Consider the following 16,496-nt stretch of genomic DNA (forward strand, 5'->3'; position numbering starts at 1 on the left):
AGTTAAATAAATGATATCCCTCCTATCTACTAGCTAGTTTAACTGGGATTTTTAGTTGTTGTTTCCAGACAATTTTTTGGAGTGAGATAGTTCAGCTATTAAATAAACATAAGTGCTAAGTACCATAATAATTATTACCTGAATGTATATCGGTGTTGCAATAAAACTACCTTCAATTAACGATAATTTAATAAACAAATATTTGATAAGATAGTACATTATCTTACTTAGTAAAATACTCACTGACATACATAAAAATTTATTTCCATAAACCTTGGTTAATTTGAAATACAAGACTACGTTTAACAGCAGGTCGGCTATTAGAATAAATGTTTTAGGAACTGATGGATGGTTTGAAAGAATTAATGAAAATAATGGCAATAACAAGCCAAGCAGATAAGCACCTTTTTTTGAACTATGGATAATTGATACTACAACAATTATCCTCATAGGTTCGAACAGGTAAAGTGGAATATTTATTATGCTTGAAATATTCGGCAGAAAATAAATTATTAGTAGTCCGCAAATAATAAAAGTCAAACCTTTCAAGTTCTGATAACTCCAATACAACAACATTTATAAAAAATATCCTTGATACAATTTACATTTTTATAGGCATATAGCATGGTAAAAAAAATTTATTCGACAAGTAACGAAAACTTTTTAATTTTTTATTTAGAGATAATTTTTTCCGAAGCACACGATGCTATTTGCAAAATATATCTTCTTTTTTTGATTTTTATTTATTATTTGCGCATTTTTGATGTGTCTTTTGATATCCTACCATCTGAGAACCCTATGATACAATTGATTTGAATAATAATCTTTCAATAAAAGAAACTTTTTATGAATTTTTTATTACAAAATATCCTATTCGTTTTGTTGGTTACACAATTTGCTTACCCGCAATGGACTAACCAAAACCTTGTCCCGGATAGGAACGATCTTTGGTCAACTTTTTTTATTAATGATAGTACTGGCTGGATGGTTGGCTCAAGTGGATTTATTAAAAAGACTACAACTGCTGGTAATGAATGGTTTCAGCAAAACAGCGGTACGAATTTAATTTTAAAAGCAATTCAATTTGTTAACCAAAATACAGGATGGATTTGTGGTGAGTTCGGACTAATATTAAAATCAACAGACGGCGGTACGACATGGGATTCTCTTCAAAGCGGAACAACACAACATTTATCTGATATTTATTTTTATGATACCGACACGGGTTATGTTGTTGGATTTAACGGAACAATATTAAAAACCACGAATGGTGGATCGGTGTGGACGAATTTAAACTCCGAAACAAGTAACGATTTATTATCATTGGATTTTGTTGATGCTTTTATTGGATACGCTGCCGGAGAGGTAAATGATACAAGTTCAGTGATTAAAACAACGGATGGTGGCTCAAGTTGGATTGATAAGTCAAGTGGTTTTCCAAGAACGAATGGCAATTGTATTACTCTCGACTTTATTGATGCCAATGTTGGTTTCATTGGTGGTGGTGGTGGTAGTACTTTTTTCTATAAAACCACAAATGGAGGAGATACGTGGGCTATGTCTGGATCATTATTCCAAACGAGACAAACAAAGATGGATAGTACGGAACAACTGAGTATTTATCCATATGGTGGAATAACTTCAGTTTACTTCAAAGATTCGAGTAACGGTTGGTTTGTTGATTGGAGTAGTGGTGTTGATAATATTATTCGAACCACTACTGATGGTGGGATAACTTGGAATACTGAATATATTGCTTGGGGTATATATGCTAACGCATTATTATCTATTTTTCTTACACAACATGGAAATGGACAGGCGGTTGGCGTTTACGGCATTATTTGTCTGAAGAAAGAAAGTACTTCTGATTGGTCTCAAATTCTCAGTGGAATGATGGATGACATTCATTCGATTTATTTTATTGATGAAAATATTGGTTGGGCAGTAGGAAGTCGTTACGGAAATCCCGACAAGGCCATAATCTTAAAGACAACTAACAGCGGAAAAATATGGAAAACTCAAATGGAGACCAGTGCCTATGGTATGAATTATGTTCATTTTATTAATGAATTGTTTGGGTGGGCTGTAGATTCAGATTTTGGCGAAGTCTATTTAACTACAGACGGTGGAGATAACTGGAATCGTAATAGTAGTCTTAGCTGTTGTGCCACCTCTGTTTTTTTTGTTAACCAGAATACTGGTTGGTTAACTGCTAAAGGCAGCAGCTATGAAGGAATTTATAAATCAATAGACGGTGGTGTTACGTGGACACAAAAAAGTTCAATCAACAGTTCGAGTATATACTTTTCAGATATAAATAATGGTTGGGCTGTTGGTGTTGGCGGCAGCATATTAAAGTCAACGGATAGTGGTGAATCGTGGGTTAGTAAAACAAGCGGAACAACGAATAATTTGAACTGCGTAAATTTTTACAACTCAAATGTAGGAATGTGTGTAGGCAATGCAGGAACGGTCTTATTATCTTCTGATGGTGGTGAATCCTGGGTTTCACAAAATGTCAATACCACAGAAAAATTAGCATCTGTTCAATTCACAAATTCTTCAACAATCTGGATTGCTGGTGATAATGGAACAATTCTTAATACAACTGACCTGGGAAATAATTGGACTTCTTTTACCGGAGTTACTGGAAAAGATTTAACTTCACTTAGTTTTGTAAACGAGTACACAGGATGGTTTGCGGGAATGGATGGAACAATGTTTAAATATTCAATTGAACCTCCTCCCCCACCAACTCCTCCCGTCTGGACCAATCAAATTACTATAAAGGATGCAAGCGGAACTGAATTGAATCAAGTTTTAACGTTCGGTCAACACATAGATGCGACAGATAGTATAGATGCATCGCTCGGTGAGTATGAACTGCCGCCGGCACCACCGCCAAGTATTTTTGATACAAGATTCAACTTGCCAACTAATCCACTGGTTAGTTCGCTCATTGATTATAGAGATAGTGCGGAGACAAATATTACCTGGAATTTGACATTTCAACCTAGCTCAGCAGGCTATCCGATGACATTTAGCTGGGATAGCACTGCTTTCCCTGAAGGAACTTTTTATCTGAAAGATAGAATTAATGGTTCGTTTGTAAATGTTAATATGAAAAACCAGAGCAGCTATACTCTTACAAATCAAGCTATAAATTCTCTAAGTATTAGCTACAGAGGTTTATGCAGTATTATGTCAGTAAACGATGAGTGGAATATTATTTCGGTGCCGCTGCTTGCAGATGATATGACATTAAGTAATTTATTTCCATCAGCTACTTCTCCAGCCTATAGTTATAATGCCGGGTATATTTCTCACGATACTTTAGAAACAGGAAAAGGTTATTGGTTGAAATTTGGAGCGAGCCAACAATTACAAATTTGTGGATTAACACAAGGCGATACAGTATCAGTTCATGAAGGCTGGAACCTGTTCGGTATATATGAGAAAGACATACCACTAAGTCAGATAACTACCACACCGCCAGGGATAGTAGCAACGTATTTTTTTGAATATAATGATGGATATTATATAGCCGATACGTTACTATCAGGAAAAGGATTCTGGGTAAGAGTAACAGATGATGGAGTTATAAATCTGAATGGAGGGCTGCTGAAAAATGAAGAAGAAGAAAAACTACTCTTAGCAGATATAAATCCGAATTGGGGAAAAATTATTATTACTGATAATGAAGGAAAGAGTACAATACTTTATGCAACGGATAAAGAAACAGATTTTAGTCTATATGAATTACCTCCGCCGCCGCCTGCAAGTGTATTCGATGTAAGATACAGCAGTGAAACATTAGCAGAAAATATTAGCAGCGAAAAAATAATTCAGATAACCTCTGAGAATTATCCTATTACAATCAGGGCTGAAGGAATCAACATAATAATCAGAGATAGAATAAAAGGAGAATTATTAAACGAAGAGCTAACAAGTGGTGAAGAAATTATGTTAACAAACTATAAAATTAGTTCAATAGAAGTTTCAGGAAAATTGACAAGAGAATTACCCATCAGCTACGAACTGTACCAGAACTTTCCGAATCCGTTCAATTCGAATACGGTTATAAAGTTCTCAATACCAGAGGAGGCGTACGTAACACTGAATGTTTATAATGTGCTCGGTGAAAAAGTTATTCAATTAGTAGATGATAAATTAGATGCAGGTAAATACAGCTACAACTGGGATGCAAATGATGCTGCGTCAGGTATTTACATCTGTGAATTAAGAGCAGATAAATTTGTTACTTTTAAAAAAATGGTTCTGCTGCGATAAAATTGTAACAGATAATTGTTAACTTAGAAAAAGAATATCAAAATCGAATTCCTTCAAATTTGGAACTTATTAAAGGCAATTTTGAAATTAGATAGGAATTCATTTATTTTTTAACAGAAAGAATTCCTTCATTTGATCTTCTTACATTTTACTTCTGTGTGAATTATTCTGGCTGCAACTGATATGAAGAAAGATCAGTAGTAATGAAAATTAAACGTGGTCAATTTAAAACACATAACTGAAAATAGATTCTTAAGAAAATATCATGATTTTTCAATCGGGGTATTGATAATTATGATGTCAGTTTCAACAATTACTATTTCACCCCAGTATCAAAAAGAAAATTTCACTATCACCGAAGCATTACCTACCTGGCAAGTAAATAATCCTGTATCAAAAGTTTTTGTAATGGATCAGATTCCTCCTACTGCCGGTTCATTAGCTGCTGGCGATTCCACGGTACCGAATGAATATCTTGTTGATCCTGCAATTGACACTCTGTTGCTGATGCTGAAGACACAAGGTATTCACCTATATAAAACAGCGACACATCCTTCAGGAATAGTTAGTTCAAATGATATAGTGATAATCAAAGCAAGTTTTCAATGGGATTTCAGAAATACTACAAGCACTGACAGAATTAAAGGTTTAATCTGGCAAATCCTTCAACATCCGGATGGATTCACAGGTGAAATTCTTATTGGAGATAATACACAATGGGCTCCTATTGGAGAAGATGATAATAATTCTGAAGATACGAATCAAGATATTCTTGATGTCATTAATACATTTCATTCCAAAGGATATCCTGTTTATTTATTTCGATGGGCAGATATGATGTATAATGTTGTAACTGAATATTCAGATGGTGACTATCTCGATGGATATCCCTACGATCCTAATTCAAAGATCAGTTATCCAAAATTCAAATCACCTTCAGGTAATTATTATATATCATTGAAGTATGGGATCTGGGATACAAATACTCAAACTTACAATCACGATCGTCTTAGCATAATTGATTTCCCGGTTCTGAAGGCTCACGGATGGACTGGCGCTACACTTGCAATAAAAAACTGGGTAGGAGTACTTACAGTTGCGTATCAGAACGAACGGTATGGAGGCGGTGATCCTATGCACTTTGACTATTTTTTCAGCCCGTTTGCTCTGGTCGCTAAAGTAATGCAAGTAACATTTCCAAAGCTTACAATAATTGATGCAGCGTGGACTAACCCTGAACGTAATTACGGAAATATAGCAATACAATTAAATATGCTACTTGGTTCTACCGATCCATTTGCTGCATCGTGGTATGCTGCTAAATACATGTTAACACCAGTTGCATATTATCCTCAAATTACAAATCCAGATCTATATGTTGGCTACAATTCTTATGGTAAATTTTTATTAAATAATATAAACTGCATGCACGATTCCGGGTTTGTGGTAACTAAGGATTCTGCAGAAATATCAGTCTATGATAGAACAGTTCTATCTGTAACTTCAAGTAATATCCAGACTGATCCGTATGAACCTTCCTTATTCAAACTCTATCAAAATTTTCCAAATCCTTTTAACTCACAAACTCGAATTACTTTTGACATTTATAATTCAGCAATTATACAACTACACATTTATGATACAAACGGTAACCTGGTGAAATCGCTTATAAAAGGAGAAACCAGAGATGAAGGAAGCTACCAACTACATTGGGATGGAACAAATGATCAGGGTATAGAACTTAGTTCAGGTGTTTACTTTTATAAACTGAAAGTGGGAAGTTTTAACGAAACAAGATCTATGATATTTCAAAAATAGAATTGATAATAAATGATTATGTTATAAAAATGTTATTGCCAACAGAATTGAAAGCCGTAATTTGTTTATGTAACGGATTGTGATTGAAATGAATAAGTATTTTGTTCATATGTTCAAATTTGATACGAAATAATTTTGTTCTGTACTAAAATAATACTCATTCTCAATATCATAAATTTTAAGATTGAATTTTGAAAATTTTACCAAATTTAATTGGTATAATCATTGAAAAATTTTTTATTAAATTTCACTTCGATTGCTCTTACTATGTCATCTTTGTGATTTTAAATATTATTAAAAGAGTCTGATTGAGCTCTTTAAATCTGAATATTTGTTTAGTTTATTTTATAGGACTATTTTGAAAAAGTTTACATTATTTATATTTATTCTTTCTGTTCAGTACTTATACCCTCAATGGGAGTTGCAAAATCCTTACCCTACGGGAAATATCCTAAATAGTGTGCATCTTATCTCTGAAAATGTTGGATGGGCTGTTGGTCAGGCTGGTACAATTCTGAAAACAGCAGACGGTGGTGTAAGTTGGACATTAAAATCAAGCGGGACAAAATCCGAACTCACGGATGTATGTTTCATCAATTCAAATAATGGATGGATCATTGGTAATGGTGTAATCCTGAGAACTACCGACGGCGGAGTAGTCTGGAATCTTCAAGAAATTCAATATTCTCTGCTAAGTGTATGCTTTACTGATTCCATTCATGGAACTGCCGTTGGTTATAACGGAATAATTCTCAGAACTACTGATGGTGGAACTAACTGGACTGCACAAACAAGTGGAACCACTAATGAGTTAATAGGAGTTTTCTTTTCAGATGACTCTACGGGAACTGCCGTTGGCAAGTCGGGAACTATCCGCAGAACTACTAATGGTGGCGCTAATTGGTCGGCACAAGCAAGCGGAACCACACAAATATTAACAAGTGTTTTCTTCACAAGTAAAAACACAGGTACAGCCGTTGGTTTAGAATCAACAATTCTTCGAACCACTAATGGTGGTACAACCTGGTTACAACAAAATACATCAATTATTACAGGTTTAGAGGACGTTTATTTTACGGACGCGGATAGCGGTGTAACTGTAGGTTGGGGTGGAGTTATATTACGAACCATAGACGGGGGTACAAGCTGGACTGAACCAGAACATTTAACAAAAACTTTACTTAGCGTCCACTTTACTAATCCAAATGTAGGTGTTGCGGTCGGAGTTTATGGATCTATTATGAAAACAACTGACGGCGGTAAAACCTGGAATGCATTTTCAAGCGGTTCCCAGGTAAATCTTTTCTGTACCTTCTTTACTAATAAAGATAGTGGATTTGCTGTTGGTAACGCCGGAAGAATTCTTCAGACTACAAACGGCGGGACAAGTTGGGATGTGAAAATATTTCCAATGGGAAGAGAATATGGATTTAAGGGTGTTCATTTTCCAAAGGGAAATAAATTTAAAGGACTAGCTGTTGGTGAAACCGGGGTTGTTTGCAGAACAACTAATGCCGGAGTTACCTGGGATACTTCAACAGTCGGGACAAATCATTTGAAAAGCGTTTTCATGACTGATACTACTAACGCGATAGCTGTTGGTGACATGGGGACTGTTATCAGAACTACCAACGGTGGAATAAGCTGGAATACAATTTCGAGCGGAACTTCAAATAATTTGACAAGTGTCTTCTTCACAAATGCAGATACAGGGTTTATTGTTGGTGATGCCGGAATAATCCTCAAAACTACTGACGCAGGGATAAGCTGGGATTCTATAACCAGCGGAACAGATAAGTACTTAAATTGTGTTTACTTTTCTGATGCAAATAACGGAACTATTGTTGGCAATAATGGGACAATTCTCAAAACTACTAACGGCGGAACAAACTGGACTCCACAAACAAGTGAAATAACACTACATTTGATGGGTGTTTTCTTTACTGATGCTAATAACGGAACTATTGTCGGAGAAAGCGGCTCAATTTTCAGAACTACTGATAATGGCACAACCTGGACATTAGAAGAAACTAATACACCTAATCCATTATTTGGTGTATTTTTTACAAATACGAATAATGGAACTGTTGTTGGACAAGGTGGTGTAATTTTGAGAACCTCAGGTTCTCCGGATTTTGTAATTGCAAATTTAAAAGTATATTTGGAAGGACCCTATAACGAAAACGCTATGACAACAATACTTAATACATATAATCTGATCCCTCTTACTTCTGATTCTGCATATTCAACTGCTGTCTATAATTATACTGCAAGTGTTGTTGGAAGTATTCCAAATTCTGATATTGTTGATTGGGTGCTTGTTGAATTAAGAACCGGAACAACCTCCGATTCTATAGTTGGTAAACGTGCAGCTTTTATTAAAAGCGATGGAACAATTGTAGATATTAATGGTTCGAGCCCGGTTACATTCACTGGCTTAAGTTACAGTAATTATTATGTTGTTATTAGACACCGCAACCATCTCGCTATAATGAGCAAAAATAAAATTGCTTTAAGCAGCAGTTCTGCATTATATGATTTTACAACGTCTCAATCGCAAGCATATACTTCTGGTACTGACCCTATGATAGCTCTTTCTGGTGGTGGTTTTGGAATGATTGCAGCCGATGCAAATACATCTGCAATTATAACAGCAGCAGATGTTACACCAATAATTTCAAATCTTAATAATTCTGTTTATGTTGGTGCTGATGTAAATATGAGCGCAATAGTAACAGCTGCAGATGTTACGAAAATAATTTCAAATCTTAATAAAGCTACTAATGTACCTTGATAAATAGGAGAAAGTAATGAAAAGTTTATATTATCTAATAGCAATTGTCTTCTTGATATCTTATACAATCTTTGCCCAGCAGCGTTTTGCAACACATACAATCACAAATTTTGATGTAAATACCTCAATAAATAAATTTTCTTTTGATATTTATTCCCTGAGAACAGGCACACTATCCGTTCGTGTAGGTCTTACTAGTTATTATATTAACTATAATAATACAGCGTTAAACACGCCTATTCTGTCCAACGTCAATCCTAAATATACAGTAGATTCTCCAACAGGAGATTACGATACAATGAGGGTTCAAATCTCTTTAGGTAAAATTGCTGTTACTATTAAATTCATTGGAAATGGAGAAGGAATTGGAGATCTTCTTTCAACCACCGTACCCACAGGTGAACGTATTTGTACAGTAACTTTAAACATTAGTAACCTAAACGCCCTTGCAGGGGTGAGCTGGGATACCACAAATAGCGCAATGCAAACGGTTTCCTTACAGAATATCACAAATAATTATCAGGGTTCATACGAAAGTCCTCTGCCTGTTGAACTTTCGTCTTTTACCGGGAAAGCAGATGGAGATAAAAGTATAGATTTGAAATGGGTAACAAAAACAGAAGTAAGCAACTACGGATTTAATGTTGAGAGAAGAATAAACGAAGGTGAATGGAACACTCTTGGTTTTGTTAAAGGAAATGGCAACTCAAACTCACCAAAGCAATACAGCTATACAGATAATGATCTGTTTGCAGGTAGCAGCAAGTTTCAGTACAGGTTAAAGCAGATTGACACAGATGGTCAGTTTGAATATTCGGATGCAATTGAAGTAGAAATAGTGCCAACTCAGTTTGAACTTTCGCAGAATTATCCGAATCCATTTAACCCGAGCACAACGATTAGATTCTCACTTCCAAAGGAAACTCGCTTAAAAATTAATATTTACAATCTGCTTGGTCAATTAGTAGAAACACTTGCTGAAGGGAATTACGAAGCCGGTTATCATAAAGTCACATTCAATGCTTCCTTTCTGCCAAGCGGTGCATACATTTACAGAATTGAAAGTGATGCTTTCGTTCAGGTCAAAAAAATGATGCTGTTGAAATAACAAGCAGTTGACTAAAAAGTAACTTAGTTCCGTAGGAACGTCCTGTTTGTAGAAAAAAATAAAAACAATTTACAAAACTCCATCGGAGCGACCTGTTCATGTGAATTCAAAAAAATGATAGGGTGCTTTCACCTGCGTCCTCGCAGGTGATACAATACAGGAAAGAATTGTAAAGAGTAATAACAAGATCGTAGATTTTTATTACAAACAGTACACACTTCTGGTGTTAATTTGGTTCAACTGTTCATCTTGTTTGCCGCAAATTACACTAATTAACACGAATATATTAAGTAGATTGAAAGATGTCATCCTTTTCGAGAAGAGAAAATAAAAACAATAGACAAATCTCCATAGGAGCGATCTGTTTGTAGAAAGGAAAAAGTGATGCAATGAAACGTAAAATAATTTTGTTAATAACTCTGTTATTGTTGAGTTACGGTTATTCAAACGCTCAGTATGGACCGGTAGTTTCCTTTACCTATGATGATGGGTCTGATACCTGGCCTGCTTTGTTTAATGTATTCCAGGAGTACGGATTTCCTGCGGTTGTTTACATAAATGCTTTGAATTGGTGGGTCAATGGTGCTGGATATAATGCTGTTAACACATTACTTGAAATGAAGGCAGCCGGGTGGGAGGTAAGCAATCATACCTATAACCACGATTTAGGAGTTACAGAAACCAATGTCAGCCAAATGAAAAGCTGGCTTGATTCTCATGAATTTCCAAATTCAGGATTTGCTTCACCTAATAATGATTGGTCTCATAGTCGAGTTAATATTGTTAAGAAATACAGCTCATATTATTCCAGGGCCACAGAATTACCGGGGATGTCTCAACCTTTTGATTTATACCATATAGAACGGATTAATCTGACAAACAGGGACAACATAACAACAATCAGAACCATGCTGGATTCTGCAGTGGCAAATAATAAGTGGATTATCTTTATTGCACATGAATTTGGCGGTACTTATAGAACTCCTGATGATACGTGGTATCAAAGTGATTCGCTTTTAAGGCTGGTTCTAAATGCTGTAGTAGAACGTGGGATTCCTGTTAAGTCAGTCAGAGAAGTCATTAATGATTTCTTCCCCCCTGACTGTGTAATTGAGTGTTCAAAAGATTCAATGCAGTTTCCAGTACTTCCCTATTTTGAACAGCCTGAAAGTCAAGCAGAACCACCAGTGTTCAACACATCCGTCTGGAATGAATACTGGCATAATACTACATGGACAGATCCTCACCTTATAGGGTCGCCTGTTGTGTATTATAACACTTCAAATGATAGTTTACAAGTTATGAAGTTTCACCGTTATGTCCTCAATGGTCAATATGATGTAACTGCTACAATTCTTTTGAAAAACCCCGGCGGAACTTACAGGTTATATTATTCATTTGATTCAACCAATACAGCGCAATACAATGTGGTTGTAAATAAAAATAGCGATGTTTCTTTGGGTCCGGTTACGGTTACTAACGGACAGTTCGCGCTTTACACTCAGAATGCAGATGTAGTCTCAGGCGGTGCTGGTGATGTTGGATGGGCATTTATAAAGTTATTTGCAAAGCCGTTATTGGTAAACATAAAAGTATTTCTTGAAGGACCTTATAATGGCAGCGGGACAATGACAACAACACTTAACACACAAGGGTTGATACCAAAGTATCAGCCATTCAAAAAAGCTCCCCTGGAATTATCTGGGAACTGAAGCAAGAGCAACTTTTCCAGCAAATGTAGTGGATTGGGTATTAATAGAATTAAGAAGTGACTCAACTACTATAGTGAGCAAACGTGCCGGATTATTGTTAAGTGATGGCAGCGTAGTTGATGTTGATGGATCTGGTCCGGTTAAGTTTAAAGGTATAAGCAATGGCAACTATTATGTTGTTGTTCGGCACCGAAACCATCTGGCAATAATGACTTCATCTGCAATTGCTTTGAGCAGCAGTTCTCCATTATATGATTTTACAATAGCTCAATCACAAGCTTATGGTACTGATCCTTTGGTTGCACTACCAGGAGGTGGTTTTGGAATGATCGCGGGTGATGGAAATAACTCTACAATCATAACAGCGTCTGACGTTACACCGATAATTACTAACCTAAATAATTTTGCTTATCTTGATGCTGATGTAAATATGAGCGCAATCGTAACAGCAGCAGATGTTACGAAAATAATTTCAAATCTTAATAAATCAACTAATGTCCCATAATAAAAAGGTTAGAGTAATGAAAAGTTTATTTATTATAACTTTCACTTTTTTATTATCGTTGAATATAGCTTTCGCCCAAAGGATTGCTACACATACATTAACAAATTTTGATGTAAATACCTCAATAAATAAATTTTCTTTTGATATTTATTCGCAAAGCACAGGAGCGCAGAGTATTCGGGTTGGTCTCACAAGTTATTATATTAATTTTAATAATACAGCATTAAGTACACCTGTAATTTCAAATATCAATCCAAAATATACAACTGGGTCTCCAACCGGAGATTATGGTGCAATGACAGTGCAGATAGCTTTAGGAAAAATTGCTGTTACAATATCATTTTCTGGAAATGGAGATGGTACGGGGGACGTTCTCTCAACTTCAAGCCCGAATGGAGAACTTATTGGAACCGTAACTTTAGATATTACAGACCAAAACGCCACAGCAATGGTGAACTGGGATGAAATTAATAGTAAAATGAATACACCAACATTTCAACTTGTAACGAACAATTATCAAGGATCTTTTGATGGCGTATTGCCTGTCGAACTAACTTCCTTCACATCAAAATTATTGAATGACAAGATCCAATTAAACTGGGTAACAAAGACGGAAGTGAACAACTACGGATTTAACGTTGAGAGAAGAATTAATGAAGGTGAATGGAACACAATTGGTTTTGTAGAAGGAAATAGAACGACAACAGAATCAAAAGAATACAGCTTTAGTGATAAAGATATTTACGCCGGAGGGAGTAAATTTCAATACCGGTTAAAGCAAATAGATTTTGACGGAAGCTTTGAGTATTCAGATGTTGTTGAAGTAGGAGTAGTCGCAAATCAATTTGAACTTTCACAGAATTATCCAAACCCGTTTAACCCAAGCACAACAATAAGGTTCTCACTTCCAAAGGATACACAGCTAAAAATTAATATTTATAATATGCTCGGTGAGTTAGTAAAAACACTTGCTGAAGGAACTTACCAAGCCGGTTACCACAAAGTAACGTTTTCCGCTCTAGGCGGATCCACTTCCAATGGAAATGTTTCTTTACTTCCAAGCGGAGTTTACATTTACAGAATTGAAAGCAATGAGTTTGTGCAGGTAAAAAAAATGATCCTGATGAAATAGTATCAAGTTTATCAGCAGCATTTCAGTGTACTTTAAGTTAGGAATACATGCGTGTCCGAAATCTTATAGCTGCTGACTTTATGTCTGCTAAATTAACCTGTAAACGCAAGTTAAGGTTAACAACAACTCTATGGCAAATAAGTTCTTATAATTAGCATATCTATGTATTATTATAGCCGGCTTTAACAATTAAATCATTTATTTTTTAAAATCAATTTCATAATTCGACTCATTTTATAACGGCAGCAGCTTTCATCTGATGATATACTTTTTCATTTTTTGACCAACCAACTAAATTTTCGTTTTGCAAGATTCATTTTTATTAATCTATCAAAATTCTCTGAATTGGAATTTGAATTTATTAAAATTGAAAATCTTTTTTCTTCATCTTTCGTTTAATGTATTTTTTTTAACCTTTATAACTGGTAAGATAATTGATAGTTTCCATTTGGAAATTATTGTTTATTAATAAGTATCAGGATCCGAGAGAGAATATGATGCAATCCCGGCTTTAGCACTTAACTTTCCTCGCAATTTCCATTCTCCTCAGTTAGTGTTTATCTCTCGTATCATTTTCTAATTCAATTATATTTTTTTAAATATTGGTTATTAAAATTTCCCGAAACACAATACTTGACGTCAATACAATATATGTCGTCCGGAAGTGATGATGATTAATTATTTTCATCTCAAATCTTTTCATATTCGTCTATTTTTAATTTTTAAGAACACGGCATATTAGTTGTCAAACTTCTGATGCAATTGTAGCTTCGTTACAATTCAAAAAAATATGGTGCAAGTTTATCAATTAATTTGTTTAGCAGAATTAAGTTATTATAAAAAAATAATCTTGGAGAACATATGAGAGCAATTCAACAACTCATTAACCTTTCAGTGTTATTTCTCTTTATAACACTAACAGCATATCCAACAAATCATTATGTGGATAAAAATGTAGCCTCGAATGGTAATGGACAAAGTTGGGCCACTGCGTGGAAAAACCTTTCAAACATTAACTGGAACTCGATACAACCAGGTGATGTTATTTATATTTCCGGAGGTTTTGACTCTACAATTTACCACGAAAGTATAACCATAGGGGCAAACGGTTCCTGGAGTAATTATATTTATTTAATGCCGGGTAAATATGCACCTAATCCAAATGGACACTCTGGCAGAGTTATTTTGGACGGAGATAGTGTGAGAAGTACCATTGTAACTATAGATGGCAGACGTTGGGTTTATATTAAAGGACTTGAAACAAGACACGGAACTGGACGTGGGTGGAATATAATAGGAGCAACAAGACATATTGTTATTGATTCAGTTTATAATTATGAACATTCAGATCATCATATGGCGATTATAGGCAATGCCTGGGGTGATTCCTGGATTGGTGATAATGACAGTACCTCTTTAATCACTGATGTTGAAATTAAGAATTGTGTTATGTATGGATATAAAAATCATAATAATCCCGGCGATGATGACTTAATCATAATTGATGCGGCTCAAAAGTTAAATATTAATAACAATTTTTTACACATACAAAATCAGCAAATAGGAGTTCCTATCGGTCAACATAAACACATTGACCCTTTACAAACAATTGAAGTGAAGAATGTTAAAATTTGGAATAACGTATGTATTGTTGATTCCGGTTGCTACGGACATACTATGATACTTGGTATGCAATCAGGAAATGGTGGTGTTGATACGAATATAATTTATAATAATTATTTATATGAAGGTGGTCACTTGAATGCCAATGGTGACCCTTCTGTTCAGCAGCTTTATCTCAGATGGTATGGACAGGGTCCTTATCCACCAACATTTGTAATAAATAATACTATAGTTGGAGCTAATGGTGGTACATACCCATTATATCACGAAAGACCAGCCTGGGTAAAAAATAATATTATTGTGCAGTTAGGAACAAATGGACAAAACCCTGCTAACTATGGTGGAGCGGGTAGAGAAACCTGGCAAGGCGGATGGAATACTTCGTGGTATAATGAAGCTGACAACAGCAACAATAATTTAATCTGGAGAGACTACAGTGATATAGAATTTGGTGGTAATAGATTTATGGGCAGTGGTGGTTCTCCAATTGGTACACCAAATGGTTGGTCAGGTTGGACAAATAATTACGGTGGCGTAGGTGTAAATGCTAATCCTGGATTCACGGGTAATTATAGATTAGGAAAATTTGAAATAAGTGAAAATTCACCCGCACGAAATGCGGGGGAAAATTTAAAAACTTTTATAGAGAGTAAAGGATTACCATGGACGGATATTGAAGGGAATCCAAGAGGTACTACTCCCGATTTGGGAGCTTATGAATATGTTGCTCTTCCAGTTGAATTGGCATCATTTACGACAACTTATCAGCAAAACAAAATATTACTCAACTGGATAACTGCTACTGAAACGAACAACCTTGGATTCGAAATTGAGAGAAGGCAAAATAATTCGGAATGGCAAAAAATTAGTTTTGTGGAAGGACATGGAACAACTTTAGAACCACAGTTATACTCCTATAGTGATGATATAAGCTCACTTATATTTACATCACTTGCTTACAGGCTTAAGCAAATCGATCTTGATGGAAGTTTTGAATATTCAAACATTGTGGAAGTAGAGATTATGCCGACTAAGTTGGAGTTAGCACAAAACTATCCAAACCCGTTTAATCCAAATACAACCATTAAATTCTCACTACCAAAGCAAACTCAACTTAGAATTAATATTTACAATATGTTGGGTGAATTGATAGAAACACTTGCTGAGGGAACTTTTAATGCTGGTTACCATAGTGTGACATTCAGTGGTACTCATCTGGCAAGCGGAACTTACATTTACCGATTGGAAAGCAGTGAGTTTGTTCAGACAAAAAAATTCCTACTACTGAAGTAGGCAAGAAATATTATTGTAAATTCTCCCAGAGTTATCAAGCCTGATTATAGAAGGTTTTACTCTGGGATTTTTATTTTTAGAATTTCTATCATTATTAACTCCGGAAAAATTAATCCCGCACATTTATAACAAATAATTATAAAAAATTAATTAAAGTTTTTTTGCAATTTTGTTTTCAGATATTTAGGTTTTCTTTTCTCTTTGCTTAAAAAAATTTATTA

The 16,496-nt window shown here is 35.1% G+C and carries 9 protein-coding genes; 8 read left to right on the forward strand and 1 reads right to left on the reverse strand.

Annotated features, from left to right (window positions below; genetic code table 11):
• Positions 1–51 precede the first annotated feature (51 nt).
• Positions 52–576 (reverse strand): hypothetical protein, encoded by a 525-nt coding sequence (locus tag HND39_03390; GenBank protein QKJ95395.1) that lies wholly within the window; start codon positions 574–576, stop codon positions 52–54.
• Between the two features lie 270 nt (positions 577–846).
• Here HND39_03390 and HND39_03395 point away from each other — a divergent pair, with 270 nt between their 5' ends.
• From HND39_03395 to HND39_03430, 8 genes are all read left to right on the forward strand, one after another.
• Positions 847–4,290, forward strand: a complete 3,444-nt coding sequence (locus HND39_03395; protein ID QKJ95396.1) for a T9SS type A sorting domain-containing protein — start codon at positions 847–849, stop codon at positions 4,288–4,290.
• A gap of 294 nt (positions 4,291–4,584) precedes the next feature.
• The gene (locus tag HND39_03400; GenBank protein QKJ95397.1) at positions 4,585–6,108 is read left to right on the forward strand and encodes a DUF362 domain-containing protein; all 1,524 of its coding nucleotides are present in this window, start codon (positions 4,585–4,587) and stop codon (positions 6,106–6,108) included.
• Between the two features lie 358 nt (positions 6,109–6,466).
• The gene (locus HND39_03405; GenBank protein ID QKJ95398.1) at positions 6,467–8,902 is read left to right on the forward strand and encodes a hypothetical protein; all 2,436 of its coding nucleotides are present in this window, start codon (positions 6,467–6,469) and stop codon (positions 8,900–8,902) included.
• Between the two features lie 16 nt (positions 8,903–8,918).
• Positions 8,919–10,010: a T9SS type A sorting domain-containing protein gene (locus tag HND39_03410; GenBank protein QKJ95399.1), complete on the forward strand. Its 1,092-nt coding sequence runs from the start codon at positions 8,919–8,921 to the stop codon at positions 10,008–10,010.
• A gap of 389 nt (positions 10,011–10,399) precedes the next feature.
• Positions 10,400–11,722, forward strand: a complete 1,323-nt coding sequence (locus HND39_03415) for a polysaccharide deacetylase family protein (protein ID QKJ95400.1) — start codon at positions 10,400–10,402, stop codon at positions 11,720–11,722.
• Between the two features lie 28 nt (positions 11,723–11,750).
• On the forward strand, positions 11,751–12,227 hold the full coding sequence (locus HND39_03420) for a hypothetical protein (GenBank protein QKJ95401.1): 477 nt from the start codon (positions 11,751–11,753) through the stop codon (positions 12,225–12,227).
• 16 nt (positions 12,228–12,243) lie between these two features.
• Positions 12,244–13,359 carry a T9SS type A sorting domain-containing protein gene (locus tag HND39_03425; GenBank protein QKJ95402.1) on the forward strand — a complete coding sequence of 372 codons (1,116 nt, stop codon included), beginning with the start codon at positions 12,244–12,246 and terminating at the stop codon, positions 13,357–13,359.
• 861 nt (positions 13,360–14,220) lie between these two features.
• The gene (locus HND39_03430) at positions 14,221–16,275 is read left to right on the forward strand and encodes a T9SS type A sorting domain-containing protein (GenBank protein ID QKJ95403.1); all 2,055 of its coding nucleotides are present in this window, start codon (positions 14,221–14,223) and stop codon (positions 16,273–16,275) included.
• Positions 16,276–16,496 lie beyond the last annotated feature (221 nt).

It is taken from the genome of Ignavibacteriota bacterium, from assembly GCA_013285405.1.
Classification (GTDB): domain Bacteria; phylum Bacteroidota; class Ignavibacteria; order Ignavibacteriales; family Ignavibacteriaceae; genus IGN2.

Coding starts and splice junctions, on each gene's coding strand:
- HND39_03415 (QKJ95400.1), top strand. CDS start 10,400: ATGAAACGTAAAATAATTTTGTTAATAACTCTGTTATTGTTGAGTTAC.
- HND39_03430 (QKJ95403.1), top strand. CDS start 14,221: ATGAGAGCAATTCAACAACTCATTAACCTTTCAGTGTTATTTCTCTTT.
- HND39_03395 (QKJ95396.1), top strand. CDS start 847: ATGAATTTTTTATTACAAAATATCCTATTCGTTTTGTTGGTTACACAA.
- HND39_03410 (QKJ95399.1), top strand. CDS start 8,919: ATGAAAAGTTTATATTATCTAATAGCAATTGTCTTCTTGATATCTTAT.
- HND39_03425 (QKJ95402.1), top strand. CDS start 12,244: ATGAAAAGTTTATTTATTATAACTTTCACTTTTTTATTATCGTTGAAT.
- HND39_03390 (QKJ95395.1), bottom strand. CDS start 576: ATGTTGTTGTATTGGAGTTATCAGAACTTGAAAGGTTTGACTTTTATT.
- HND39_03400 (QKJ95397.1), top strand. CDS start 4,585: ATGATGTCAGTTTCAACAATTACTATTTCACCCCAGTATCAAAAAGAA.